The 25,744-nt window shown below is 66.8% G+C and carries 26 protein-coding genes and 1 tRNA gene; 14 read left to right on the top strand and 13 right to left on the bottom strand.

Annotated elements, in window-relative coordinates; genetic code table 11:
- Window positions 1-4: 4 nt before the first annotated feature.
- The 7 genes from DFO47_RS00845 to DFO47_RS00815 all read right to left on the bottom strand — a co-directional run bounded on the left by DFO47_RS00845 (window position 5) and on the right by DFO47_RS00815 (window position 8,134).
- Complete coding sequence (locus DFO47_RS00845; protein WP_133830337.1) at window positions 5-589, bottom strand: dihydrofolate reductase; 585 nt, start codon at window positions 587-589, stop codon at window positions 5-7.
- A complete protein-coding gene (locus tag DFO47_RS00840) occupies window positions 586-1,389 on the bottom strand; it encodes a thymidylate synthase (RefSeq protein ID WP_109044344.1) in 804 nt (267 codons plus the stop codon). The genes DFO47_RS00845 and DFO47_RS00840 overlap by 4 nt, the downstream gene beginning before the upstream one ends.
- Window positions 1,386-3,002: a hypothetical protein gene (locus DFO47_RS00835; RefSeq protein WP_243835284.1), complete on the bottom strand. Its 1,617-nt coding sequence runs from the start codon at window positions 3,000-3,002 to the stop codon at window positions 1,386-1,388. Before DFO47_RS00835 ends, DFO47_RS00840 begins: the two co-directional genes overlap by 4 nt.
- Before the next feature lie 72 nt (window positions 3,003-3,074).
- The gene (locus DFO47_RS00830) at window positions 3,075-4,043 is read right to left on the bottom strand and encodes an NUDIX hydrolase (protein WP_026264307.1); all 969 of its coding nucleotides are present in this window, start codon (window positions 4,041-4,043) and stop codon (window positions 3,075-3,077) included.
- An 8-nt stretch (window positions 4,044-4,051) separates the two neighbouring features.
- Entirely contained in the window at window positions 4,052-6,301 is a 2,250-nt protein-coding gene (locus DFO47_RS00825) for an RNA degradosome polyphosphate kinase (protein ID WP_018760491.1), read from the bottom strand.
- A 132-nt stretch (window positions 6,302-6,433) separates the two neighbouring features.
- A complete protein-coding gene (gene mshD / locus DFO47_RS00820) occupies window positions 6,434-7,402 on the bottom strand; it encodes a mycothiol synthase (RefSeq protein ID WP_133830336.1) in 969 nt (322 codons plus the stop codon).
- Between the two features lie 33 nt (window positions 7,403-7,435).
- A complete protein-coding gene (locus DFO47_RS00815) occupies window positions 7,436-8,134 on the bottom strand; it encodes a response regulator transcription factor (RefSeq protein ID WP_018769102.1) in 699 nt (232 codons plus the stop codon).
- A 340-nt stretch (window positions 8,135-8,474) separates the two neighbouring features.
- Between DFO47_RS00815 and DFO47_RS00810 the strand changes: the two genes are divergently transcribed.
- The 6 genes from DFO47_RS00810 (at window position 8,475) to DFO47_RS00785 (ending at window position 13,911) form a co-directional block, all read left to right on the top strand.
- On the top strand, window positions 8,475-9,242 hold the full coding sequence (locus DFO47_RS00810; RefSeq protein ID WP_133830335.1) for a permease: 768 nt from the start codon (window positions 8,475-8,477) through the stop codon (window positions 9,240-9,242).
- Between the two features lie 171 nt (window positions 9,243-9,413).
- Window positions 9,414-10,022 (top strand): heme-binding beta-barrel domain-containing protein, encoded by a 609-nt coding sequence (locus DFO47_RS00805; RefSeq protein ID WP_018760487.1) that lies wholly within the window; start codon window positions 9,414-9,416, stop codon window positions 10,020-10,022.
- A gap of 17 nt (window positions 10,023-10,039) precedes the next feature.
- On the top strand, window positions 10,040-10,774 hold the full coding sequence (locus DFO47_RS00800) for a flavodoxin family protein (RefSeq protein ID WP_109044346.1): 735 nt from the start codon (window positions 10,040-10,042) through the stop codon (window positions 10,772-10,774).
- Window positions 10,775-10,832: 58 nt separating this feature from the next.
- On the top strand, window positions 10,833-11,915 hold the full coding sequence (locus tag DFO47_RS00795) for a glycine cleavage T C-terminal barrel domain-containing protein (RefSeq protein ID WP_165837970.1): 1,083 nt from the start codon (window positions 10,833-10,835) through the stop codon (window positions 11,913-11,915).
- Window positions 11,915-12,334 (top strand): ankyrin repeat domain-containing protein, encoded by a 420-nt coding sequence (locus tag DFO47_RS00790; RefSeq protein ID WP_133830334.1) that lies wholly within the window; start codon window positions 11,915-11,917, stop codon window positions 12,332-12,334. Before DFO47_RS00795 ends, DFO47_RS00790 begins: the two co-directional genes overlap by 1 nt.
- A 53-nt stretch (window positions 12,335-12,387) precedes the next feature.
- On the top strand, window positions 12,388-13,911 hold the full coding sequence (locus DFO47_RS00785; RefSeq protein WP_133830333.1) for a DHA2 family efflux MFS transporter permease subunit: 1,524 nt from the start codon (window positions 12,388-12,390) through the stop codon (window positions 13,909-13,911).
- Here the strand turns inward: DFO47_RS00785 and DFO47_RS00780 are convergent.
- The 5 genes from DFO47_RS00780 to DFO47_RS00760 all read right to left on the bottom strand — a co-directional run bounded on the left by DFO47_RS00780 (window position 13,873) and on the right by DFO47_RS00760 (window position 17,916).
- Window positions 13,873-14,589 (bottom strand): GNAT family N-acetyltransferase, encoded by a 717-nt coding sequence (locus DFO47_RS00780; protein WP_133830332.1) that lies wholly within the window; start codon window positions 14,587-14,589, stop codon window positions 13,873-13,875. The two genes, DFO47_RS00785 and DFO47_RS00780, sit on opposite strands and share 39 nt — an antisense overlap.
- A gap of 27 nt (window positions 14,590-14,616) precedes the next feature.
- Window positions 14,617-15,642: an ATP-dependent 6-phosphofructokinase gene (locus tag DFO47_RS00775; RefSeq protein ID WP_018760481.1), complete on the bottom strand. Its 1,026-nt coding sequence runs from the start codon at window positions 15,640-15,642 to the stop codon at window positions 14,617-14,619.
- Window positions 15,643-15,854: 212 nt separating this feature from the next.
- Window positions 15,855-16,118: a PspC domain-containing protein gene (locus DFO47_RS00770; RefSeq protein WP_018760480.1), complete on the bottom strand. Its 264-nt coding sequence runs from the start codon at window positions 16,116-16,118 to the stop codon at window positions 15,855-15,857.
- A gap of 3 nt (window positions 16,119-16,121) precedes the next feature.
- Window positions 16,122-16,376: a hypothetical protein gene (locus DFO47_RS00765; RefSeq protein ID WP_018760479.1), complete on the bottom strand. Its 255-nt coding sequence runs from the start codon at window positions 16,374-16,376 to the stop codon at window positions 16,122-16,124.
- A 1-nt stretch (window position 16,377) separates the two neighbouring features.
- Window positions 16,378-17,916, bottom strand: a complete 1,539-nt coding sequence (locus tag DFO47_RS00760; protein ID WP_133830331.1) for a PspC domain-containing protein — start codon at window positions 17,914-17,916, stop codon at window positions 16,378-16,380.
- Between the two features lie 125 nt (window positions 17,917-18,041).
- On the opposite strand from DFO47_RS00760, the gene DFO47_RS00755 reads away from it, so the two are divergent.
- Window positions 18,042-19,376 (top strand): ATP-binding protein, encoded by a 1,335-nt coding sequence (locus DFO47_RS00755; protein WP_133830330.1) that lies wholly within the window; start codon window positions 18,042-18,044, stop codon window positions 19,374-19,376.
- Entirely contained in the window at window positions 19,373-20,062 is a 690-nt protein-coding gene (locus DFO47_RS00750; protein WP_208294350.1) for a response regulator transcription factor, read from the top strand. Before DFO47_RS00755 ends, DFO47_RS00750 begins: the two co-directional genes overlap by 4 nt.
- 104 nt (window positions 20,063-20,166) lie before the next feature.
- Here the strand turns inward: DFO47_RS00750 and DFO47_RS00745 are convergent, their stop codons facing one another.
- Complete coding sequence (locus tag DFO47_RS00745; protein ID WP_109044351.1) at window positions 20,167-21,384, bottom strand: pyridoxal phosphate-dependent aminotransferase; 1,218 nt, start codon at window positions 21,382-21,384, stop codon at window positions 20,167-20,169.
- A gap of 277 nt (window positions 21,385-21,661) precedes the next feature.
- Between DFO47_RS00745 and DFO47_RS00740 the strand changes: the two genes are divergently transcribed.
- The 6 genes from DFO47_RS00740 to DFO47_RS00715 all read left to right on the top strand — a co-directional run bounded on the left by DFO47_RS00740 (window position 21,662) and on the right by DFO47_RS00715 (window position 25,741).
- Window positions 21,662-21,734, top strand: a tRNA-Trp gene (locus tag DFO47_RS00740).
- A gap of 83 nt (window positions 21,735-21,817) precedes the next feature.
- Window positions 21,818-22,102 (top strand): preprotein translocase subunit SecE, encoded by a 285-nt coding sequence (gene secE, locus DFO47_RS00735; RefSeq protein ID WP_018760474.1) that lies wholly within the window; start codon window positions 21,818-21,820, stop codon window positions 22,100-22,102.
- Window positions 22,103-22,217: 115 nt separating this feature from the next.
- Window positions 22,218-23,039: a transcription termination/antitermination protein NusG gene (gene nusG / locus DFO47_RS00730; protein WP_018760473.1), complete on the top strand. Its 822-nt coding sequence runs from the start codon at window positions 22,218-22,220 to the stop codon at window positions 23,037-23,039.
- Window positions 23,040-23,167: 128 nt separating this feature from the next.
- On the top strand, window positions 23,168-23,599 hold the full coding sequence (gene rplK, locus DFO47_RS00725; protein ID WP_018760472.1) for a 50S ribosomal protein L11: 432 nt from the start codon (window positions 23,168-23,170) through the stop codon (window positions 23,597-23,599).
- A 179-nt stretch (window positions 23,600-23,778) separates the two neighbouring features.
- The gene (rplA, locus tag DFO47_RS00720) at window positions 23,779-24,486 is read left to right on the top strand and encodes a 50S ribosomal protein L1 (RefSeq protein ID WP_018760471.1); all 708 of its coding nucleotides are present in this window, start codon (window positions 23,779-23,781) and stop codon (window positions 24,484-24,486) included.
- Between the two features lie 115 nt (window positions 24,487-24,601).
- Window positions 24,602-25,741: a GNAT family N-acetyltransferase gene (locus DFO47_RS00715; protein WP_133830329.1), complete on the top strand. Its 1,140-nt coding sequence runs from the start codon at window positions 24,602-24,604 to the stop codon at window positions 25,739-25,741.
- Window positions 25,742-25,744 lie beyond the last annotated feature (3 nt).

Genomic DNA, 25,744 nt, shown 5'->3' with positions numbered 1-25,744 from the left:
GTTCCTAGCCCTCGGTCCGTGACCATTTGGTGAATCGGTAGCGTGTGCCGTTGGCGGCAGTCAGCCAGCCGTCCGGCGGGACGGCGGCCGTGGCCTCCCAACTGGGGCCAAGCTCCGGGGCGAACGTGTCGCCGTCGGCTTTCACATCGATGGTGGTGACCACCGCGACGTTGGCGAGGTCCGTGGACTGGCGGAAAACATCGCCGCCGCCCAGGATCCAGACTGTCTCGCCGCCGTCGACGAACTGCGACTCAAGGAGCGCGTCATCCAGGGAGGGAACCACCACGGCGCCCTCCGCCTCCGGCGTGCCGGCCCAGCTTTTCTGCCGGGTGATGACGATGTTGGTGCGCCCCGGCAGCGGACGGTACTTGTCCGGGAAGGACAGCCAGGTCTTGCGGCCCATGATGACCGGGTGCCCGGTGGTCAGCCGGTTGAAGTGCTTGAGGTCCTCCGGCAGGTGCCAGGGCATGTCTCCGTCCATCCCGATGACCCCGTCAGAGGTCTGGGCCCAGACCAGGCCCACGCCGGTGATGGAGGCGGCCAGTTCCTCCGTGAAGGACTGCGGATCGGTGAAGTTTTCGGTGCTCATACCGCGATCGGCGCCTTGATGGTGGGGTGGTGCTGGTAGCCCACCACGTCGAAGTCCTCCAGCGTGTAGTCGAAGATCGACGCGGGCTTCCGGGTGATCGTCAGCTGAGGATACTCGTAGGGCTCGCGTTCGAGCTGCTTGAGGACCTGGTCCATGTGGTTTTCGTAGATGTGGACGTCTCCGCCGGTCCAGACAAACTCGCCGGGTTCGAGCCCCACCTGCTGGGCGATCATGCAGGTGAGCAATGCGTAGGAGGCGATATTGAACGGCACGCCCAGGAACATGTCAGCCGAGCGCTGGTAGAGCTGGCAGGAGAGCTTGCCGTTCGCCACGTAGAACTGGAAGAACGCATGGCAGGGCGGGAGCGCCATGTCGTTGAGCTCGGAGACGTTCCAGGCGGACACAAGGTGCCGGCGGGAGTCCGGGTTCGATTTCAGGTTCTCGATGAGTTCGGCGATCTGGTCGATGTGGCCGCCGTCGGGGGTGGGCCAGGAACGCCACTGCACGCCGTACACCGGGCCCAGGTCGCCGTCTTCGTCGGCCCATTCGTTCCAGATGGTGACGCCTTGGTCCGTCATCCACTTGATGTTGGTCTCGCCGCGCAGGAACCACAGGAGTTCAACGGCGACCGACTTGAAGTGGACCCGCTTGGTGGTGATCAGCGGGAAGCTCCTGGAGAGGTCAAAGCGCATCTGGCGGCCGAAAACGCTGGTGGTTCCGGTGCCGGTACGGTCTGATTTATGGGTGCCGGTGGCCAGGACATCGCGCAGGAGGTCTTCATAAGGCGTAGGGATGCTCACGCCCCAAGTCTACTGGGTGGTCCCAACGAAAGGCTGGCTTCGGGGCCCCGGGCAATGACGGAGACCGGGGCCACTGCGATCAGTACGGCGGTGGCGGTCAACAAGGCGCCGAGGCCGGATGCCCCCTGCCACACCGCGTCCCATGGGCCTGGACCGGAAGCCGCCGGCCGCCCAAGCGTGGGCCCCGCGCTCATCAGGAGCACCCCCGCTTGGGCAGCGAAGAAGGCTGTCAGCGTCCGCGCCACACGGTATACCGTGATGGCCCGGAGGGCTGCGTCGAGTCCCGGAACCCCGGGCGCAACACTGCGGCGGCGCCTCGCGAGCGCGAGGGGGACGGCAGAGAGGAGCGCTGTGCCTGCGCTGGCCCATACTGTCACTTCCCACGCGGCCTGCACCCCGAGTTCAGCCTGCCGGCCCGCGACACAGGCGATCACCACCGTCAGGAGAGCTGCCGCTGCCACAAGAGCCACCATCAAGGCGGGATGCACGGGCTGCCGGGGCCAATGCCGGGGCGCGCCAGCCCAGCCGTGATTGCGGTGCATCACCAATTCCCCGAGTGAAACAACGGCCAGCACCGCAGCCGCTGACACGGCCGCCACCGGGGCGGCATGCCCTGTCACCGCCCACGGGACGAAAATAGCCACCGGCACGGGAACGAACGCCGCGAGCCCCATGGCCGGTCCCACTGATACAGCCAGCATCGTCTCGGGCCGGGCAGTGACCTGGGCGGACTTGCGGGGTGGCCGTTGGCCCGGGAGGACAGGCGGGCGCCAGAGGAACATCACCACCAGGACCACCAGGTTTAGGGCACCGGCAGGATTGGCCCAACTGTTGGTTCCGGCGGCCGGATCGGGACGCGCTGCGTGGTTTCCGGCGATCGCCCCCAGCCCGGACGCCACAGTTGCCACCGTACGGAGGAGGCGGTTGCCGGCGATTATCCGCAGCAGGTGATCCTCCCTCGGAGTCAGGCCGGTGAGAGGCGGCCGGCGGGCGGCCAAGGCCAGGACGAACAACGTCCCTGCCGCCAGGACGATCAGGGCGCCGCCCAGGTACGGTGCCAGCTCCTGGCCCGGGATGCGCCCTTCCCCACCGAAAGTGGTGAAACCCCCCTGGCCGTCGGGCCGTGACTCGTAGGCGCGGGAAGGAAAACCCGGCAGCGCGGACATCCACGCGATGAGCGCGGCGGCTCCCGCGAAAATGGCCGCCACCGTCCATCCAAGGCGGCGCGGAACGATGTCACGGATCCGCCGCCGGGGTCCGCCTGGAGTGTCCGGTGGCGACTGCCGCCGGGGATAACTCAGTTGCCCAAGGACATGCGCAGCCAAGCAACCGAGGACCGGCCAGGCAAGGGCAGGAAGGATGGCTGCCGGGATGGCCGCTGAGTGGGGGAGGGGAATGATCCCTGCGTTCGCGGCGGGTACCAAGGAACTGGCAAGCCACCCGACCAGCCCCGCCAGGAAGGCGTGGCGCGACGCCGACGCCCTGGGGCTGCCCTCCCTCGCTCCCCGGATGACCCTGGAGAGGAGCCAGTACACTCCACCGGCCAGGACAAGGGGCCACAGCAGGGCCAGCGGTGGAACGCCGTCGAAAACAGCAATGGTGGCAGCGTGCACGTTATTCCCCCAGAACAGTGCGTGGTCCCCCAGTCAAGACGGACTGGAGCCCTCGGTCAAGCCGGTGTCCGGTTAATCGTCGAAGGGCTTGAACTGTTCCACAGCCACGATCCGCTTCTTCCCGCCATGGGTTACATGGCACACCACCAGCTCGCCGGGGGAGAGGAAGGGCTCGTCCGCGGGCAGCAATTTCGCCAGGTGCGAAGGCATGTGGCCGGCAAGCTGCTTGAGGACTGTCGGCAGGGCCGGCCGGTGGGTGCAGGCAACCACCGGCCGCTGCTTGTCGAAGAGCGATTCGATCACGGCCGCCGTTTTGCGCGGGCTCCGCTGGTGCCTGTGCTCGGTGAGGCCTTCGGCGAGCTTCACCTTCGCCCCGGTGGCCCGTGCGTACGGAGCAACGGTGGCAACGCAGCGCAGCCACGGGCTGGTGACCACCCGCATCGGCTTCCATGCCTGCAGGAGCCTGCCCACGGCCTGCGCCTGCCGGGTCCCGGTGGCAGCCAGCGGCCGCTCGCCCTCGGCCTTGCTCCAGGACGAACGGGGTTTGGCCTTGGCGTGGCGGAGTACCACCAGGGGCCACGTGTCCAGGCTGCCGCGGCCATGCGCGTCCCGCAGGTACTCCAAAGGGACGACGTCGGACGGGTTGGACAGCAGGCGGGCTGCCTTGTCGGGGCCGCACCACATCACGCTGTCCACCTCCTTGCCGTCCGGAACAAGCCCATTTCCGTTGACCTTGACCGCCCAGTAGTGGACCTTCTTGAGGCCGGAGGCGACGTGGTAGTGGATGGGCGGCAAGGGAATTCCCAGCGGCGCGTCGAGGCCGATCTCCTCGCGCACCTCCCGGACGGCGCATTCCGGGACCGTCTCGCCGTCGTCGATCTTTCCCTTGGGCCATGACCAGTCGTCATAGCGCGGCCGGTGGATCAACAGGACTTCCAGCCGGTCTTTGTTGACCCGCCATGGGATGGCACCCGCAGCCGTCACGGCTACGGGTTCCCCCGGGTGGTCAGTCTGGTCGGCTACGAGTGCATCGCTCGACAATGCGCTGCCTAGCGCCGGCTCAGGCTGCGCTGCCGCGGCCGGGACGCCAGCAACCAGGACTGGACATCCTCAAGCGGCTTGCCGTCGTCGGAAAGGTGGTGCCGGGTCCAGCGGCCCTCGTTGTCCAAGTGCCAGCTGGACGTTTCCGGGTCCATGTAGCGCTGCAGGAGGTCAAGGACATAGGTGATGTCGTCCGCACTGCTCAACTGGACCAGTGCCTCCACCCGGCGGTCCAGGTTGCGGTGCATCATGTCCGCCGAACCGATGTACACCACGGGGTCGCCGCCATTGGCAAAGGCGAAGACCCGCGAGTGCTCAAGGAACCTGCCCAGGATGGAGCGCACGGTGATGTTCTCGCTCAGGCCCGGGACGCCCGGGCGCAGCGAGCAGATGCCGCGGACGATGACGTCCACTTTTACGCCGGCCTGCGAAGCACGGTACAGCGAATCGATGATGGCCTCGTCCACCATCGAGTTCACCTTGATCTGCACCAGGCCGGGAACGCCCGCCCGCGCATTGCGGATCTCCGTCTCGATCCGGTCGATGAGTCCCGAGCGGACGGACCGGGGCGCCACGAGCAGACGCTTGAAGGTGGACTTGGGGGCGTAGCCGGAGAGCTGGTTGAACAGCTTGGAAAGGTCCTCGCCCACCTGGTCGTTCGCGGTCAGGAGGCCCAGGTCCTCGTAGTACCGGGCGGTCCGGGGGTGGTAGTTGCCGGTGCCGATGTGGCAGTAGCGGCGCAGCCCGTCAACCTCCTGGCGCACCACCAGCGAAAGCTTGCAGTGCGTCTTCAGGCCGACGATGCCGTACACCACATGGACACCTGCCTGCTCCAGCTTCCGGGCCCAGGAAATGTTGGCCTGCTCATCGAAGCGTGCCTTGATTTCCACCAGGGCCAGGACCTGCTTGCCTGCCTCCGCGGCGTCGATCAGGGCATCAACAATGGGGGAGTCCCCGGACGTGCGGTAGAGGGTCTGCTTGATCGCCTGGACCTTGGGATCCGACGCCGCCTGCTCCAGGAACGCCTGCACCGAGGTGGAGAAGGAATCGTACGGGTGGTGCAGCAGGATGTCCCGGCGCCGCATGGCGGCAAACACGTTGGCGGCCTTGGAGGTTTCGGACTCGTTCAGGTACCGCGACGTGTGCGGCATGTGCTTGGGGTAGTGCAGGTCGGCGCGGTCGATTCCGGCAATGACGGACAGGCCACGCATGTCCAGCGGCGCGGGGACGGAATACACCTCGGATTCCTCCACCCCCAGTTCGCGGATCAGGAGTGCACGGATGTTCGGGTTGATGTCCGTGGTCACCTCAAGCCGCACCGGAGGGCCGAAGCGGCGGCGCAGCAGTTCCTTCTCCAGCGCCTGCAGGAGGTTCTCGGCGTCGTCCTCCTCCACCTCCACGTCCTCGTTGCGGGTAACGCGGAAGGTGTGGTGCTCCAGCACTTCCATGCCGGGGAACAGCTTGTCCAGGTGGACGGCAATGACTTCCTCAAGGGCGATGAACCGTGCCACCCGCCCGGGAACCGCACCGGCCCGCGGACCGTCGATGGAAATCAGGCGGGGAAGCTGGTCAGGCACTTTGACGCGGGCGAAGAGCTCCTTGTCGCTGACCGGGTTCCGGACCACGACGGCAAGGTTCAGTGACAGCCCGGAGATGTACGGGAACGGGTGCGCCGGGTCCACTGCCAGCGGCGTGAGGATGGGGAAGACCTTCTCGGCAAACATCACGCTGAGTTGCTGCTGGGCGGCGTCGTCCAGTTCGCCCCACTGCATGACGTGGATGTGCTCGTACGCCAGTGCCGGGCGGATCTGGTCGGCGAAAACCTGGGCGTGCCGCTCCTGCAGCCGGTGGGCTTCGTCGCTGATCCGCTCCAGCACCTCCACCGGGCTGAGTCCGGCGGGCGACGGAACGGCGAGGCCGGTGGCGATGCGCCGCTTGAGGCCGGCCACGCGGACCATGAAAAATTCGTCCAGGTTGGAGGCGAAGATGGACAGGAAGCTGACGCGTTCAAGTAGGTGAAGGGTGGGGTCTTCGGCCAGCTCCAGCACCCTGGAATTGAATGCGAGCCAGCTCAGTTCGCGGTCCAGGAATCGGTCCGGCCGGATGTCGCCCTCAGGCTGCAGGTTGGGCGCGAATTCCGGGATGTCGATGCGGTCCTGGGTGGCCCGTGCCGCAGGGACCTCGGAGGAGCCGAAGCGCGCCCGGGCAGGCAACGCAACATCCTGGGACGTAGCTGTTCCGGAGGGTTCCGGGTTCATGGCTTCTCCTTATGGCTGGCGCTGTGGTGCCGGCGCTTCCGCCCCGCGCGGCTCCATTCCAACCTTACAAGCATTCACCGGCCCCACGGCCCTGTTTAACGCACCGCCGGGCTTTGTGCCGGAGCCCGTAACCTAGCCTGCAGCCGGGCCATACATGACGTCCATGTCCCAACGGGTGAACCCCAGCCGCCGGTACAGCGCAACTGCCGCAGTATTGTCCGCATCCACGTACAGCATGACCCCGCTGAGGCCGGAGTCGCGCAGGTGCTTGATGCCGGCGATCGTCAGGGCCTTGCCCAGGCCCAGGCCCTGCGCCTCCGGCGCAACACCAACTACGTACACCTCGCCGATGGCCGGATGCTCTCCGTGACGCGGGTGGACCTTGGTCCAGTGGTAGCCGAGCAAACGCCCTTCACGGTCCTCGGCCAGGAAGAACCCGGCCGGATCGAACCAGTCCTCCGCCATCCGGGCGTCCAGGTCCGCACGGGTCAGGTTTCCTTGCTCGGGGTGGTGTGCGAATGCCGCCCGGTTCGCTGCCAGCCAGGCCTCCTCATCCTTGCCGGGCACGAAGGCGCGGATGGCCACACCGTCCGGCAGGCCGGCGTCGGGCAGCTCGGCGCCGGCCGTCGTCATCCGCATCTTCCACAATTCGCGCACCGGTGCGTAGCCGTACCGGGCCGCGAGGTCAGCGGCTGCTTCATGGTTTCCATGGGACCAGGCTTTCAACCCGTCGAAGCCCCGCACCTCCTTGAGCGCGCCCACCAGCCGGTCTGCCACGCCCTGGTTGCGGTAGGAGGGGTGCACGGCGATCTCCAGGACACCGTTGCCGTCCGGCTCGTCCACCACCACGGCGAACCCGGCCAGGTCCTGGCCGGTGGCGGGGTCGGAGTCCTCGTCCGGCGCGTACAGGGCCAGCGTCAGCAGGGTGTGGTCCGGCGAGTCGCCGGCGCGCATGGTCACCAGGGTCTGTTCGGAGATCGAGGGATTGCCGTCCGATTCCTCGGCCGCCGCAAGGAGGTTGCGGCAGTCTTTCAGGAGCTGCTGGTCAACGCCGCCCCGGACAACATGGACGGGCCACTTCTGCGGATGCGCTGGAGTCATGAGCCAAGGCTATACGGCGACGGCGTGCAGGGCTCAGGCTTCGGTAAGTTCGTCTTCCTGTTGCCTGACCAGGGTGAGGCGGTAGCCCACGTTCCTGACCGTGCTGATCAGGTTCTCGTGGTCCGCGCCAAGCTTGGCGCGAAGCCGGCGGACGTGGACATCGACCGTGCGGGTGCCGCCGTAGTAGTCGTAGCCCCAGACTTCCGTGAGCAGCTGCTGGCGGGTGAAGACGCGGCCGGGGTGCTGCGCCAGGTACTTCAGGAGCTCGAACTCCTTGAAGGTCAGGTTCAAGGGTGCGCCGTTGACGCGTGCCGTGTAGCTTGCTTCGTCGATGATCACACCGGCGGCCCGGATCTCGCTGGGCGCGTCCTCCTGTTCCGGGACGGCCCGCGCCACGGACAGCCGGATGCGGGCTTCCACCTCGGCGGGTCCGGCAGAATCGAGGACGATGTCGTCAACGGCCCACGCCGAGGAAACCGCCGCCATGCCGCCCTCGGTGAGGATCAGGACAAGGGGGGCGCTCAGTCCGGTGGCCTTCAGCAGCTGGGTGAGGGAACGGGCACCCACGAGGTCTTTGCGCGCATCCAGCAGGACGATGTCGCACGGGTCAGTCTCCAGCAGGGCAGTGGGTTCCGCGGGCAGGATATGGACCCGGTGGTTCAGCAGCTCAAGGGCAGGCAGGATGTCCACCGAAGAACCGGTGCTGTTCGTCAGTAACAGGATGTGCGACATTGTTCCTCCAAGGGCCGTCCGCGCATCTTTGGGCGACTGAACCGGATTCTCACCGGCCGGTACGGGCTTCCTGCGGGAGGTTTGTGGACCGTCAGCGCGCCGCCGGCCAGCCACCTCAGCAGGGAGCGTAGCTGAACCTTGAGTATACCCGGCACCCCCTTCCAAGCCACAGATTGGGGCCCTGGACAGGTACGTTTTGCGACATAAGCGGTTCATATAGGGCAGGATTGGAGCAGGGCGGACCAGCCCTGCCACGAGGGGGCGGACCAGCCTTCCAGCCGACGCCAGGATGGGAAATCAGCGCAGTGAGTGCACCGACAAAGCACAGGCCGGGCCCCGGATGACGGCGGAACTGCAGTCACCTGTACGGTCACTTGGCTCCTGGACCATCGGGGTCGTCGGGATCGCCGGGCTCATTGCCATCATCGCCGGCGTCTATTCCTCCCCGGAAGCCCTGGCCGCCGTCGGCATCCTGATCGCCGCGGCCGTGGGCATCGGGTGGCCGCACTTCCTCCGCATCCCGGCGAAGAAGACCCTGGCCGCCGTGATCGCCCTGCCGGGAGCCGCCGCCGCGGTCTGCGCCTCCGTGGCCCCGCCCCCCGGCTACCTCGACTGGACGCCCGCCTTCGTCGCCCTGGGCATGATGGCCGTCTTCGTGGTGCAGCTCATCCGCGGCACCGGCCAGGCGCAACGGCTGGAATCCACCCTCGGGTGTTGTGTCGGTGTCCTCCTGTCCTGCCTCGGCGCCGGCTGGATAGCCGGCGCCCGGTTCAACGGTGTCCGCGAAATGCTCCTGGTGGCCGCGATCAGCGCCGCCGTAGCGCTTCTTGCCGGGCTCATCCAATGGCCGGACAGCATCGTCGCGCCCCTGGGCGTTGTGCTGGCCGGCCTGGCCGGTCCGCTCGCCGGCCTGGTCCTGTCGGACATTGCTGTCCTGCCCGCGGCCGTCTTCGGCGTCATCGTCGGTGCGGTCCTGGCCAGCTTCCGCAGGCTCGCGACACTGCGCGGCGCACCGTTGAATATGCGGGCAGCCTTGAGCATGGGCCTGGCCCCGGTCTCAGCCGTAGGATCCCTGGCGTACTTCATAGACAAACTACTCATCTACTAACGGGTTAGGATTGCACCATGTCCGTACTTGCATTTGAAATCTTCTTCCTCGTCCTGCTCGGTATCGCGAGCGTTTCCATGGCCTGGTTTGCCGGTTTCGTGGTCTACCGCCTCTTCAAAGGCCAGAAGTAGCCACATCCTTTCCCACCGCCGTATCTCGAGGTAATAAACAGTGCCCATTGAGATTCCCACAGACCTGACTCCCGAACTCGTCCCCCTATCCTGGCTCATAGGTGAGTGGGAAGGACGCGGCCGGCTGGGCAGCGGTGACGAGGATTCCGAGCACTTCCTGCAGCACGTGTCCTTCACCCACAACGGGCTGCCGTACCTCCAGTACCGTGCCGAAAGCTGGTTGACCGACGACGACGGCACGCGGCTGCGGCCGCTCACAGTCGAGACCGGCTTCTGGGCGCTGGAGCGCAAACAGCTGGACGCCGACGGCGGCCCGGGGCTGGTGCCGGCAGACATCGTTCCGGTGTTGAAAAGCGCCGACGAGGTGGAGGCGCTGCGCAACAAGGACGGCGGCTTCGACATCTCCGTATCCATCGCCCACCCTGGCGGCATCACGGAGCTGTACTACGGCCAGATCAAGGGACCGCAGATCCAGCTGACCACCGACATGGTGATGCGCGGCAGCCATTCCAAGGACTACAGTGCCGCCACCCGGATCTTCGGACTGGTGGACGGGAACCTTTTGTGGCGGTGGGACGTGGCAACGGGTGGAGAGGCCGGAAAAGGGCTGGAGGCCCACGCCTCTGCATTCCTGAAAAGAGTTTCCTGACCCGGAAAGGCCCCGCCATGGAAGACGGAACGGAACACGCAGGCAAGCCCACCAGCTACAGCGACCTCAAGGCCGTCTTCTTCAACGGCACCCTGAAGAAGTCACCCCAGACCTCCAACACCGAAGGGCTGATTACCATCAGCCGCCGGATCATGGAGAAGCAGGGCGTCAGCACCAGGCTCATCCGCACTGTCGATCACGACATCGCCACGGGCGTCTACCCGGACATGACCGAGCACGGCTGGGCCACCGATGAATGGCCGGAGATTTACCCCGCCGTCCAGGAAGCGGACATCGTGGTGGTGGCCGGCCCCATCTGGCTGGGCGACAACTCGTCCCAGACCAAGAAGCTGATCGAGCGCCTCTACGCCCACTCCGGCCAGCTCAACAGCCAGGGCCAGTGGGCGTTCTACCCGAAGGTCGGCGGCTGCCTCATCACCGGAAACGAGGACGGCATCAAGCACTGCGCCATGAACGTCCTCTACAGCCTCCAACACATCGGCTTCAGCATCCCGCCGCAGGCCGACGCCGGGTGGATCGGGCCGGTAGGGCCCGGCCCCAGCTACCTGGACGAGGGCTCCGGCGGCCCGGAGACAGACTTCACCAACCGGAACACGACGTTCATGACCTGGAACCTCCTGCACCTGGCCAGGATCCTCAAGGATGCCGGAGGCTACCCGGCCTACGGCAACCTGCCCGGTGAATGGGAGGCCGGTACGCGGTTCGATTTTGAGAACCCGGAATACCGCTAGCGTTGGCTGAACCTTCACAACCCGGAATACCCCGCTGCTAAAGGACGTTGCCGCCAATATGAGTACGCCCAGCCCTTTGTTGTCGCGTCCCGGCGCCGTTGAGGCCGCCGGCCCCGACGCCGGTGTCGCCGCCCACTACGGCGAGCCGTTGCGCGAGCAGCGCGCACTCGCTGCCGGAACCGCCGTCGTCGACCTGTCACACCGCGGTGTGGTCACCGTCACCGGACCGGACCGGTTGAGCTGGCTCAACACCCTCTCGTCCCAGCAGGTGGCAGCGCTGGCGCCGGGTGAGTCCAGCGAACTGTTGCTGCTCAGCGTCCAAGGGCGCATCGACTTTGATGCCAGGGTTGTTGACGACGGCGGGACCACCTGGCTGATCGTGGAGGCCGCCGAGGCTGCACCGCTGGCCGAGTACTTGAACCGGATGAAGTTCATGCTGCGGGTGGAGATCGCCGACGTCTCCGCCGATTGGGCCGTGGTGGGCAGCACCACGGCGGTTCCCGAATGGGCCGGACGCCTTGCCTGGCAGGATCCCTGGCCGCATGTCTCGGCGGGCGGGTACTCGTACGCCACTGTGTCCGAGGAAAACCACCCGGGCCTTGAACGTCCCTGGTTCGAATACCTCATCCCCGCCGAGGAACTCGAGGCCGCCGTCTCCGGCCGCCCGCTGGCCGGAGTGCTCGCGGCCGAAGCCCTCCGCGTCGCTGCCTGGCGGCCCAGGATCGGCGCAGAAACCGATGACAAGACCATCCCGCACGAACTCGACCTCCTGCGCACCGCGGTGCACTTGGCCAAGGGCTGCTACAAGGGACAGGAAACCGTCGCCCGCGTGCACAACCTTGGCCACCCGCCGCGGCGGCTGGTGTTCCTGCAGTTGGACGGTTCGCAGCACACACTGCCCGCGGCCGGCAGCCCGGTCATGGCAGGGGAACGCAAAGTGGGCACGGTGACGTCCGTTGCGCAACACCACGAGATGGGTCCCGTGGCGCTGGCGGTCATAAAGCGTTCCGTGGCGCCGGATGAAATACTGACGGTCCTGGACGGCGATGAACCGTATCCAGCCGTCCAGGAGCTCATTGTCGCCCCGGACGCCGGCCAGGTTGTTGGGCGGCAGACCGGATTCCTGAGAGGGCCTCGCTGATGACAGACCACACCGCACCGGGTGTTGCGCCGGAGGCCACGGAGGACAATGATGCCGCGGTGGCGCTGGCGCACTCGCTGTTCCAGGCGGCCCGCGACGGCAACGACGCCCTGCTTGGCGCCTACCTTGAAGCCGGGGCGCCGGCAACCATGACCAACGCCACAGGAGACTCCCTGCTGATGCTGGCCGCGTACCACGGCCACGTCGATACGGTGGAGTTGCTCCTTAAGCACGGCGCCGACGCCAACACTGCCAACGACCGTGGCCAAACCCCGCTTGCCGGGGCAGCCTTCAAGGGCTACCCGGACGTGGCCCGTGTCCTGCTCGACGCCGGAGCCGATCCGGATGCCGGAGCGCCGTCGGCACGGGCCGCTGCCCAAATGTTCGCCCGCGCAGAGATCCTGGATCTGCTGGGCTAGCGCTTTCGCCGGGTCCGCCCGGCGCCAACACCAAAATTTCAAAGGATGATCGAGTGGAAAACGTAGCGAAGCCCTGGCCGGCCCTGTGGTCCCTGGTGATCGGGTTCTTCATGATCCTGATCGACACCACCATCGTGTCCGTGGCCAACCCCCGGATCATGGAAGGCCTGGACGCGGACATCAACTCGGTCATCTGGGTGACCAGCGCCTACCTGCTGGCCTACGCTGTCCCGCTGCTCATCACCGGCCGCCTCGGCGACAGGTTCGGGCCCAAGAAGCTGTACCTCTCCGGCCTGGTGGTCTTTACGCTGGCCTCGCTGTGGTGCGGCCTGTCCGGCGACGTCCGGGTCCTGATCGCGGCCCGCGTGCTCCAAGGCCTCGGCGCCGCCATGATGACTCCCCAGACCATGGCTGTCATCACCCGGATCTTCCCGCCGGACCGCCGCGGCTCCGCGATGGCAGTCTGGGGCGCAACCGCCGGTATGGCGACCCTCGTCGGGCCCATCCTCGGCGGCGTCCTGGTGGACGGGCTCGGCTGGGAATGGATCTTCTTCATCAACGTCCCGGTTGGCTTGGTCGGGTTCATCCTGGCGTGGCGCAACGTGCCGGCACTGAGCACGCACCCGCACAAGTTCGATATCCCCGGGGTCCTGCTCAGCGCCGTCGGCCTGTTCCTGCTGGTTTTTGGCATCCAGGAAGGCGAGACCTACAACTGGGGCACCATCACCGGACCCATCAGCGTATGGGGCCTGATCATCGCCGGCATCGTGGTGCTGGCGGCCTTCGTGGCGTGGCAGCGCTTCAACAAGGGTGAACCGCTGCTTCCCTTGGCGCTGTTCAAGGACCGGAATTTTTCGCTCGCCAACATCGGGATCACCACGGTGGGCTTCACCGTGACCGCCTTCAGCCTGCCGCTGATCTTCTACTACCAGCTGGTCCGGGGCCTGACTCCCACCCAGTCCGCCCTGATGATGGTGCCCATGGCCCTGATATCCGGCGGACTCGCGCCCGTCGTGGGCAAGCTGGTGGACCGCGTCAACCCCAAATACATCACCGCCACCGGGCTCGTGCTGATGGCTGTGGCGCTGCTCTGGAACTCAGCCCTGATGCAACCGGACACACCCATCCTGATGTTCCTGCTGCCCAGCGCTGTCCTGGGCTTCGCCAACGCAGGCATCTGGGCTCCGTTGAGCACTACGGCCACCAGGAACCTGCCGCCACGGCAGGCCGGGGCGGGTTCGGGCGTTTACAACACCACCCGCCAGATCGGCGCAGTCCTGGGCAGTGCCGCCATCGCGGTGCTCATCCAGTCGCGGCTCGCGGCCGAACTGCCTGCGGGAGGCCCCGGCGGATCCGCCGGCGAAGGCTTGGCGATGGGCGGCTCGCTGCCCGAATTCCTGCACGGCGGATTTTCGACGGCGATGGGCCAGTCCATCCTGCTTCCCGCCGGGGTGATCCTGGTGGGGGCAGCCGTCGCGTTGTTCTTCGCAAAGCCGCAGCCCGTCCAGGGTTGGGGAGCGCCGGCCCAAGGCCAGCCGTCAGCGAAGGTGGACGCTGGTCTGGATTCCGCCGGCTGAGAGGCCAAGCTTCCGGGCCAACGCCAGGCAGCCCGTGTTGCTGACGTCGGCGCGCCACTGCAGCGTCAGTCCCGCTGCGAGTGCTTCGTGGGCCGCGATGGAGCCCGCCAGGGAACCAAGGCCGCGCCGGCGCCACTCCGGGTCGACCAAGACCCCCATGTTCGCCAGCAGGCCTTCCCACTCGCCGTAGGCCCCGCAGGCCAAGGGCACGCGCCGGCCATCCTGCTCGTGGACGATTGTGTACCGGTTTTCCAGCTCGGAGAGGCCAACTTCGTTGACGTCATCGGGCGGGCAGCGGCCCTCCAGCTCGATGGCCTCGGGGTTGCCGTGGGACACGGTGAGCTCGTCGGAGGGCTGCTGCAGGGGCAGGTCGTCCGCGAAGAACAGTGCCGCGGCACCGAGGCCGTGACCGCCTCGGTCCCTGGTGAGGGTCAGGAGGGTCACGTGCTGGGCCATTTCCTCATCCGGGATGCCGGCGGCGGCGTCGATCACGCTCTGCGGCCCCACCAGCACCGAACTTCCGAAAAGCCGCACGAACTCAACGGTCCGGACTGACTCGTCGGCCCGCACAATCCGTTCGGCCGAGGCGAGTCCGGTCCCGAACGCGTCGTCGTCAAGGCCCAGCCGGCGTGCCCACGCCAACTGGATGATGGCAGCAGAGCCGGGGTCGAGTGTCATGGTCCCAGCCTAGGGGGGCCTTGCGGCTTATCCGAACAGGACAGCCGCTTCGTCGTACCGGTTCTGCGGAACGGTCTTCAACTGGCCGAGGGCTTCCTGGAACGCGACGTGGTGGATATCGGTTCCCTTCAGCGCCACCATGGTGCCCCAGTACCCCTCCACCACGGAATCGATGGCGGCCATGCCCAGCCGGGTGGCCAGGACGCGGTCGAAGGCGGACGGTACGCCGCCGCGCTGGATGTGGCCCAGGATGGTTGCCCGGGTTTCGATGCCGGTCCGGGCCTCCAGCTCGGGCGCGAGCTGGTCGGCGATGCCGCCCAGCCGGGGCCGGCCGAACGTGTCCAGGCCGCGCTCGGAGTGCGGGCTCTCCATGTGCTCCGGGACAAAGCCCTCAGCCACCACCACCAGCGGCGCGCGGCCGCGGGCGTGGGCTTCATTGACCCACTCGGTGATCTGCTCGATGCTGACTTTCTGCTCCGGGATGAGGATGGCGTGCGCACCCGCGGCCATGCCGGCGTGCAGGGCGATCCAGCCCACGTGCCGGCCCATGACTTCGGCGATCATGCAGCGGTGGTGGGACTCGCCGGTGGTGCGGAGCCGGTCAATCGCTTCGGTGGCGATCTGGACGGCGGTATCGAAGCCGAAGGTGTAGTCGGTGGCGTCGAGGTCGTTGTCCACGGTCTTGGGGACACCGACAATCTTCAGCCCGGCGTCGGTCAGGCGCTTGGCGGCGGCGAGCGTTCCCTCACCGCCGATCGCGATGATGGCGTCGATGCCCAGCCGGTCCATGTGGGCCTTGATGGCCTCGGGGCCGCCGCCGTTTTCGAACGGGTTGGTGCGGGAGGTGCCCAGGATGGTGCCACCCTGTTTCGCGATGCCGCGGACCATGGTGCGGGGGATGTCGATGATGTCGCCCTCCACCACGCCGCGCCAGCCATCGAGGAATCCGACGAATTCGTGGCCGTGGATGGCGATGCCCTTCAGCACGGCGCCGCGGATCACGGCGTTCAAGCCGGGGCAGTCGCCACCACTGGTAAGGATTCCAATTTTCATGTTCAGCTCAAATCCTGGGAGAAGGTTTACAGGCAGAGCGCCACGCTGAGCTCACCTAGAAGTGTAGTGGGGTGTGTGGGGTACGACACAAACCGGTTACATGCGGTGCGCTTTCCCGGCGGGTGGCCGCGGACAGGAAAAAGCCCCCGCATCCGTGATCCGTTCACGAGGGCGGGGGCCTGGTCCCCCAGTGGGGGAGGCACCTTCCGTAGCTACATCCGTGGGCCGTTGGTCGAGCGGCGCTCCAGGAAGGTTTGCAGCGGGATCTCGTCGCGCTGGTCCGGAAGCACCACCCAGGCCAGCAGGTAGAAGACGACGGCGGGTCCCGGGAGGAGGCAGAACAGCAGGAATGCGATGCGCACGTAGGCCACGTCCACGTTCAGCTTGGCCGCGATGCCGCCCAGCACCCCGCCGAGCCAGCGCTGCGGGCCGCGCTTCAGGCCAAGGCCCCTGACAATGCTGAAGAACTTATCCATGGTTCAAGACTTCCTTTTCAGTGGGTCGTTGTCACGTTTGCGGGCAGAGAGCAGGCCGCCGGCCACCAGGGCCACTCCGGCGCCAATCATGAGGCCGATCAGGACGTAGGTCCCGTTGAGGGTGACGATGCCCAGTTGCGCCACGATGATCAGCGCGGCCAAAGCCAGGACGATCAGGCCCCACACCACGGTTCCCACCCTGGCCGGCGCCGCATCGGCAGGCTCGTGGCCCGCCGTCGTCGGAATGTTGCTGTCCATGTCAGTTGCCTTCCTGGATTGTGACGTTGCTGAAGGTGCCATCGATCCGCACCACCAGGTGGTTGCCGGGTTTGTCCGCGTTGTAGCTGCTCTCGCGGGTGGTGGTCCCGCCGCGCTGGCCTGTGGCCTCGTTCAGGTTGCCTATGGTCATGTCCGCCTTGATATCCACGGGCACGTTCTGCGGGATCACCACGGTGACGTTGCTGGCCGTGATATCGAGCGGAACCACGACGTCGGAGGTCAGGGGGGCTAAGGGGGACAGGTCCGTGAGGTTCACGGTTCCCCGTCCGGCGGTGATGTCGATGCCGCCGCGCGCCTCCTCGATGCTGGCGGGGTTCCAGTCCACCTGCTGGAAACGCATCCTGCCGTCGTTCGCCACGTTGTAGACGCCGCCGGTAACCAGGGCGATCACGGCGAACAGGCTCAGGATCCCCGAGGTCCGGCCGCGCAGTCCCGCCACGAGGATGCCCAGGCCCAGGACTGCCGCGGCGCTGGCCCAGACAATCGCGTTGCCGGAGCCGCCAAGGTCGATGACATGCCCGGCGTCCAGTGCCTTGAGGCCTCCGCCCACCAGCAGGGCAGAGCCGGTGGCGATGGCGACGGCGGGGGCACCCGGGCCGGCCGGCCGGGGCTTGGGCGGCCGCGGCGGAACCCACGGCGCCGGGTATCCGTCCCCGCCGGAACCGCCCGGGGCGCCGGTCCCTCCGAATGCTCCCGGGCCATTCCCTGCGGGCCCGCCGGCGGTGCCGCCGCCATAGGCGGGCGCTGGAGGGAACGCCTGGGCGGGGCCGGACGTGGTGGCCGCGGAGAAGGACGACGTGTGTTCGGAACCTGGCCGTCCCGCCGTGTATGGCGCACCCGGAGCCGCCGGAGCATGGCCCGCCATGGTGGGACGTGCTTTGTTGCGCTGGGAGAGGTGGTAGATCAGGAAGATCGCGCCGGCCACCCAGAACACGGTCCAGAGGAGGCCGCTCAAGCCGTTGTGGCTCCACCCCCAGAACCCTCCGCCCAGGCCGGTGAATCCGAGGACGGTGGCGATCAGTGCGCCCGTCATGCCACTGGACCAGCGGCCCGCGCCGGCTTCCTGGACGTGGATCCGGCCGTCCGGTTCCGGGAGGAAGGCCCAGGCCAGGCCGTAGAGCAGTACGCCGATGCCTGCCAGGAGGGTCAGGACTATAAGGGCGCCGCGGATGATGATGGGGTCCACGCCGAGCCGGTGGGCTATGCCGCTGCAGACGCCGCCGATCCAGCGGTCGCTGCCCCGGGAGATGCCCTGGCTGCGGATCCAGCCGAAGAAGTCGCTTGAGGCTGCTGGCGGGGTGGGGCCGGCGTGGAAGGCATAGCCCTGTGCCGGGTCGGAAGCTGGGGGAGCGGTGGGGCCATCCTGCGAACCGCCGGGGCCGCCCTGGGCGGGGCCCGACGCCGGGCCCGGAGGAATCGCGTCGGAGGCCGGCAGCGGCTCGGTGGGCCGCTGGTTGCCGGAGCCGGGCAACGGCCCGGTTGGGTGTTCGTCGTCGGGGGAAGGGGTCTGCGAGTTCATACTTCGATCCTCCCGTCCAAGCCCGTCGCCGCTCTACTGGGGGAAACCCTGAACGGTCCCTGAGCCACCCCCGGGAAAGCGCACAACCCGGTCCGGGCTACCCTGATCCATGCTTGGATTGATCCATGACAACCCTCCCCGCGCGGCCGCCCCTGGCCCGGAGCAGTGACCGGGTCATCGCCGGCGTGTGCTCCGGCCTGGCCCTGCACCTCGGGTGGCCCGTGAAGACCGTCCGCTGGGGCATGGTCCTCGCGTCCTTCGCAGGCGGGGCCGGCCTGGTGTTTTACGCGTGGCTCTGGATCATGGTTCCCACCGCGGATGAGGCTGCCCGGCGCAATACCCGCCGCCCGGCGTCGCCCATTGCCCCGGCGGTGAGCCGGCCCGCCGCCGCAACAACGGACGACGACGGAAGTCCCACGGGTGCCGCGGGCTCCGGCCCGGCCGGCACGGGCGCAACCCCCGGCGCTCCCTGGTTCCGGGTGCGGGGCATGCGCTACGGCAAGGAGATCCTGCTCGGCTGCGGGCTCCTGCTGGTCGCCGGGATCATGATCGCCCAGTTGCTGGGTGTTGATGTGTCCCTGGGCACCCTCATCCCCGCCGCCGCTGTCCTGGGTGGCGCCTCGATCGCCTGGATGCAACTGGACGAGACCCGCCGGGCGGGACTGGTGGACAAGACCAAGGCGGACCAGGCCGGCGGCTGGGGCCGGCTCGCAGCGGGGCTGGCGCTGGTGGTTGCCGGTGTCCTGGTGATGGTGTCCGGCTCGGGTTCCTGGGAACAGACGTGGCTTGCGCTGCTGGCTTCCGTGGCGGTCCTGGGCGGCGTGGTGCTGGTCCTGCTGCCGTGGGCCTTGAAATTCTGGCGGGACCTCGAAGCCGAGCGTGCGGGCCGCATCCGGGAAACGGAACGCGCGGAGATCGCGGCCCACCTGCACGACTCAGTGCTGCAGACGCTCGCCTTGATCCAGCGGCGGGCGGGCAACGAGCACGACGTCGTCCGCCTGGCCCGCGCGCAGGAGCGTGAGTTGCGTGGCTGGCTCTTTCAGGACCACGGACGGGAAAGCGGCCAATTGTCGGACCGGATCAAGGCCGCAGCCGCCGAGGTGGAGGACCTGCTCGGCAACGCAGTGGAGGTGGTCACGGTGGGTGACGCCGACATGACGGAGGCTCACGAAGCCTTGGTCCAGGCCAGCCGTGAGGCGATGCTCAATGCCTCCCGGCACGGCGGCGGAACGGTGTCCGTTTATCTTGAGGCTTCGGACGGGCAAGCCGAGATCTTCATCAAGGACAGGGGCCCCGGTTTTGAGCTGGGGAACGTTCCCTCGGACAGGCTTGGCGTCCGGGAATCGATCATCGGCAGAATGAAAAGGCATGGCGGCTCGGCTGCCATCCTCAGTACGGATGACGGCACCGAGGTTCGGCTGAGGCTGCCGGCAGCGGAGAACGCGGAAGGGAAACCATGAGCACCATCCAGGGAACAGGGGGCGCAGCCGCCCGACCGGCCAAATCCGTGCGGGTGGTGATCGTGGACGATCACGCGATCTTCCGCTCCGGGTTGAAGGCCGACCTCGACGCCAGCATCCACGTGGTGGGGGAAGCCGCCACCGTGGAACAGGCCATCGCCGTGATCGCCGAGCAGCGGCCCGACGTCGTCCTCTTGGACGTGCACCTGCCCGGTGGGCTGGGGGGCGGCGGCCGGGAAGTCATCGCCGGCTCCGCACCCCTCCTCTCCGCCACCCGCTTCCTGGCCCTGAGCGTTTCCGACGCAGCGGAGGACGTGGTGGCGGTGATCCGCGCCGGGGCCAGGGGCTATGTCACCAAGACAATTTCCGGCGCCGAGATCACTGATGCCGTGTTCCGGGTGGCCGGCGGCGACGCCGTGTTCTCTCCGCGCCTGGCCGGGTTCGTCCTGGACGCATTCGGAACCGCTCCCGCGGACATTGCCGACGACGAGCTGGACAAGCTCTCGGCACGCGAACTGGAGGTCATGCGGCTCATCGCCCGGGGCTACAGCTACAAGGAAGTGGCCAAGGAACTCTTCATCAGCATCAAGACGGTGGAAACGCATGTGTCCGCGGTGCTCCGGAAGCTGCAGCTTTCCAGCCGGCATGAGCTGACCAAGTGGGCCGCCGAGCGCCGCCTCCTCTAACCGACGCCAGCTCACCTTTGACGCCTTAAACACCGACGCCCGCTCACTTCCTCAAGGAAAGTGAGCGGGCGTCGGTGTCTAACCGGCCGGAAGTGAGCGGGCGTCTACTGGGCCTTGCCCAGGAAGTCCTGCAGGCGCTGGACGCCGGTGGCGAGGTCGTCATCGCCCAGTGCGTAGGAGAGGCGCACGAATCCGGACGGGCCGAACGCCTCGCCGGGGACCACAGCCACCTCTACCTCATCCAGGATCAGGGCGGCCAGCTCGGCAGACGTCTGAGGCGTGGCGGTGCCTGACGCGGTGGGGAATTCCTTGCCCAGCAGCCCCCGGACGTCCGCGTAGACGTAGAAGGCGCCCTTCGGCGTCGGGCATTCCACGCCGTCAATGGCGTTCAGGCCGGCGACGATGGCCTTGCGGCGGCGGTCGAAGGCCACCTTCATCTCATCGACCGCGGTCAGCGGACCGGACACGGCGGCGAGGGCCGCAATCTGCATGATGTTGGAGACGTTGGACGTGGCGTGCGACTGCAGGTTGGTGGCGGCCTTGATGACGTCGGCGGGGCCGATCATCCAGCCCACGCGCCAGCCGGTCATCGCGTACGTCTTGGCGACGCCGTTGAGGATGACCACCTTGTCGCCAAGTTCGGGGGCTGCAGTGGCGATGGAGGTGAAGGGGACGCCGTCGTAGGTGAGGTGCTCGTAGATCTCGTCCGTGACAACCCAGAGGCCCTTTGCTGCGGCCCACTTGCCGATCTCAGCCACCTGCTCCGGCGAGTAGACGGCGCCGGTGGGGTTCGACGGCGAGACGAACAACAGGATCTTCGTCTTGTCCGTGACAGCCGCTTCCAACTGCTCGACGGTTACCAGGTACTCCTGCTCGGGCCCTGCGAAAACTTCCACGGGCACGCCGCCGGCCAGGCGGATCGCCTCGGGGTAGGTGGTCCAGAACGGGGTGGGCACGATCACTTCGTCGCCCGGATCCACCAAGGTGGCGAACGTGTTGTACACAGCCTGCTTGCCGCCGTTGGTGACCAGCACCTGCGAGGGGTCAACGGTATAGCCCGAGTCCCGGAGGGTCTTTTCGGCAATGGCCTTCTTCAGCTCCGGCAAGCCGCCCGCAGGGGAATAGCGGTGGTACTTGGGCTGGCCGGCCGCTTCGATGGCGGCCTGGACAATGTAGTCCGGGGTGGGGAAGTCGGGTTCGCCCGCGCCGAAGCCAATAACCGGCCGGCCTGCTGCCTTGAGCGCCTTCGCCTTGGCATCAACGGCAAGGGTTGCGGATTCGGCAATTGCGGATATGCGCTTGGAAACGCGGGCGGCAGACATGGCAGGTCCGTTCTTCGCTTGCAGCCTGAAGGCTGGAATGTGGGTTTCGACGAGTTCTACTCTAAGCTGTTCAGCGGACCCTCCGGGGAGCCGGTTTGGTTTTGTGACTGCTGACTGCTGCACAAGTCGGACCGGCCGGCGGATGGGCCGGGTCGGGCCGGTTTTACCTACGCGGACTTCTTGCGTAGACTGGTTCACCGGTGTTGAAACACGGATGATGGCGTGCGCCCCAGTTCAAACTGGTGCATGGGTCGTCAAAGAGTGGCATTCACTCCATAGGGTAGTGGCGCAATTGGTAGCGCAGCGGTCTCCAAAACCGCAGGTTGCAGGTTCGAGTCCTGTCTGCCCTGCGCAAGCTGTCTCCGGGCGAAAGCCCGGGGCAGGCGCAGCAACCATGGTTCTGATCAGGGCCGGGTAATCCACCATTGCAAAGATGAGCGAGGACCAGGTGACCGAAACAGCTGCCAGCAGCTCCAAGGGCCGCCCAGCTAAGAAGGAAGCCAAGGCAAGCTTCTTCGCCCGCATTGCTCTCTTTGTCCGCCAGATCATTGGCGAACTCAAGAAGGTTGTGGCCCCCACCCGCAAGGAACTGATCAACTACACGCTCGTGGTGCTGGTGTTCGTGGCCATCATGATGGTCATCGTCAGCCTGCTGGACATTGGTTTCGGAACCGCTGTCAGCTGGATCTTCGGCGGTACCGGCTCGACGGACAGCTAAGGCTGGATGGTCCGCAGGCCGCGTGTTTCGTCCGGGAAACCGGAAGGGAAGCGCCGGTGTGCGGAATTGAGCCATTTAAATAGGCATGTTAGGCAATGAGGAAGCAGGAGACCAAGTGTCTGAGCAGGAGCTCGAGGTAACCGAGTCTGGGCTGGAAGAGTCCCAGGACGTCGCGGCAGAAGCCGGTGAAGAGTCCGAGGTTGAGTCCTTCGCGCCCGAATCCGACGACGCCGGCTCCGATGCTGACGGTGCCGCCGGTGAAGAAGCCGACGCCACGGAAGACGGCGACGACGAGTCCGCCGACGCCCTCGCCGCCGCAGCGGCCACCGCAGCCGCTGATCCCGCCGAGGAGTTCAAGGCCAAACTGCGCCGCCAGGAGGGTGACTGGTACGTCATCCACTCCTACGCAGGTTACGAGAACCGCGTGAAGGCCAACCTTGAAACCCGCATCCAGACCCTGGACATGGAAGATTACATCTTCGAAATCCAGGTGCCCATGGAAGAAGTCGTGGAGATCAAGAACGCCCAGCGCAAGGTGATCAACCGCGTCCGCATCCCCGGCTACGTCCTGGTCCGCATGGACCTGACCGACGCCTCCTGGGGCGCCGTCCGCCACACCCCCGGCGTGACCGGCTTCGTGGGCAACGCCCACAACCCGGTCCCGCTGCGCCTGGACGAGGTCTTCTCCATGCTCGCCCCGGTCTTCGAGGAAGAGCAGGCCGAAAAGGGCAAGCCGGTCAACAAGCAGAACCAGGCTCCCGTGGCCGTCGACTTCGAGGTCGGCGAGTCCGTCATCGTGAAGGAAGGCCCGTTTGAGACCCTTCCCGCCACGATCTCCGAGATCAAGCCCGAGTCCCAGACCCTCGTGGTGCTGGTCTCCATCTTCGAGCGCGAAACGCCCGTCACCCTGGCGTTTAACCAGGTCACCAAGATCTGACCAACCGAGAATTCGTTCCGGCACCGCCCGCTTAGCGGCGCCGGAACGGCCGGCCGCCTTGCCATGGCGGCCACAAACCTGAGGCACGCTCCTGTGCCCCAGGACGTTATTGAGAGAAGGACCCTACATTGGCTCCCAAGAAGAAGGTCACCGGCCTCATCAAGCTGCAGATCCAGGCAGGTGCCGCCAACCCGGCCCCGCCGATCGGTCCCGCGCTTGGCCAGCACGGTGTCAACATCATGGAATTCTGCAAGGCGTACAACGCTGCGACGGAAGCCCAGCGCGGAAACGTCATCCCCGTGGAAATCACGGTCTACGAGGACCGTTCCTTCACGTTCATCACCAAGACCCCGCCGGCTGCAGAGCTCATCAAGAAGGCTGCAGGCGTTGCCAAGGGTTCATCCACCCCGCACACCGTCAAGGTTGCCAAGCTGACCCAGGCCCAGGTCAACGAGATCGCCTCCACCAAGATGGAAGACCTCAACGCCACCAGCCTCGAAGGCGCAGCCAAGATCATCGCCGGCACCGCCCGCTCCATGGGTATCACCGTCGAGGGCTAACCACCCTTCCCGCTGTCCAGCGTCAAGGTAATTGACGACGACGGGCGGCACCGCCGGGACACCGGTACCAAACACATTGAAATGTCGGTCATCCGGGCCGGATAACGAACCGGATCACCGACTGTGGCAGGGCCCAGCGCGGTCCGCAGACCACAACTGCACAAGGAGAAATAAGCAGCATGGCAAAGCGCAGCAAAGCATATGAGGCAGCAGCCGCCAAGATCGACGCGGAGAAGCACTACGCACCGTTCGAGGCAGTAACGCTGGCCAAGGACACCAACCCGTCCAAGTTCGACGCAACCGTCGAGGTGGCTTTCCGCCTGGGCGTTGACCCCCGCAAGGCTGACCAGATGGTCCGCGGTACGGTCAACCTGCCCCACGGCACCGGTAAGACCGCCCGCGTCCTGGTCTTCGCCACGGGCGACAAGGCTGAGGCAGCAATCGCAGCCGGCGCCGACTTCGTTGGTTCCGACGACCTGATCGAAAAGATCGCCGCCGGCTGGACCGACTTCGACGCAGCCGTTGCCACCCCTGACCTCATGGGCAAGGTTGGCCGCCTCGGTAAGGTCCTTGGTCCGCGTAACCTGATGCCGAACCCGAAGACGGGCACCGTGACCCCCGACGTCACCAAGGCCGTCAACGACATCAAGGGTGGAAAGATCGACTTCCGCGTCGACAAGCACTCCAACCTGCACTTCATCATCGGCAAGGTGTCGTTCGACGCCATCAAGCTGGCCGAGAACTACGCAGCAGCCCTGGAAGAGGTCCTTCGCCTGAAGCCGTCCGCTGCCAAGGGCCGCTACATCCAGAAGGCCACCGTTGCCACCACGTTCGGTCCCGGCATCTCCGTCGACCCCAACGTCACCAAGGTGCTCACCGAGGCTTAGTCCTTGATGAAAGTTCCTGCCCCGGGCTGATCCCGGAGCATCAGGAGCCCGCCCCGAGGCGCATGCGCCGGGGCGGGCTCCTTTGTTGTCCGGCGTATTTGCCTAAGCTGGCTGCATGGATAATCCGGACCCCGCTGGCGTCCCGCCTCTGCCGGCACGTGACGTACTGGTGATTGCCGCCGTCGCGATCCCTGCCGCCGGAAGCGGCCAAGGTCCCTCCGGTACGTTGGTGGACTTCCGGGAGTGCAAGTCCATGCGGGCAGCGGAGGACATGGCTGTGTGGGGAAGCCTGGAGCGTTGCCTGACCGACAAGGAGGCGCTTGAGTACTGGCGTGGCAACCCCTATGAAGAACGGCAGCTCTTCCTGGCCCGGATCGGCAGCGAACCGGTGGGCCTGTGCTCGGTCACCTTCCCGCTGCGGGACAACACGGCCACGGCGGGCATTGAGGTCCTGGTGGTTCCCCGCTGGCGCCGCCGGGGGATCGGGCGTGCGCTGCTGGGCCATGTCGAGGCCGTGGCCCACTCCCGGGGCCGGTCATCCCTTGGCGGCTTCCACGAAATACCCCTGGACGCTTCGGGACATGGCGCCGGCAGGCTGGCCGCGAAGTCCGGGGCCGGGCACTTGCCACTGGACCACCCCGCAAGCGCTTTTGCCCTGTCCGCGGGCTACCAGCTGGAACAGGTGGAACGCTCCAGCCGGCTGGCCCTGCCCGTGGCTGGTGACCGGCTGGCCCGGCTCGAAGCGGAAGGGATCGCGCGTGCAGAGTGCTACACGCTGACGGCCTGGGATGATCGTTGCCCGGAAGAGCTTGTTGCCGCCTTTGCCCGGCTCAAGGAGCGAATGAGCACGGATGCGCCTACCGCGGGCATGGACTGGGAACGCGAGGACTGGGATGCGGCCCGGGTCCGGGGGGACGAATCGGCCCTTGTCCGCAGTGGCGTCCAGTCTTCCGTGGCGGCCGCCGTGCACCGGCCCACTGGCGAGCTGGTGGCGTACACGGTCCTCACCTGGCGCCCCGAGGTGCCGGAGTCGCTGATCCAGCAAGACACCTTGGTGTCGGCAGAGCATCGCGGGCATCGGCTGGGCATGCTGGTCAAGGTGGCCAACCTCCGCCGCGCGCAGGAAAAGTGGCCCCCGGCGCGCTCGGTCCTGACATGGAATGCCAGCGAAAACCAGCATATGCTGGCGATTAATACCGCACTTGGATTCAAGCCTGCCGGCTATGAAGGTGAGTGGCAGAAACGGCTGGGATGATGC

Origin of the sequence: Arthrobacter sp. AG258, assembly GCF_004364695.1 — a bacterium.
Lineage (GTDB): Bacteria > Actinomycetota > Actinomycetes > Actinomycetales > Micrococcaceae > Arthrobacter.
This window is presented reverse-complemented; position numbering and strand designations above follow the sequence as displayed.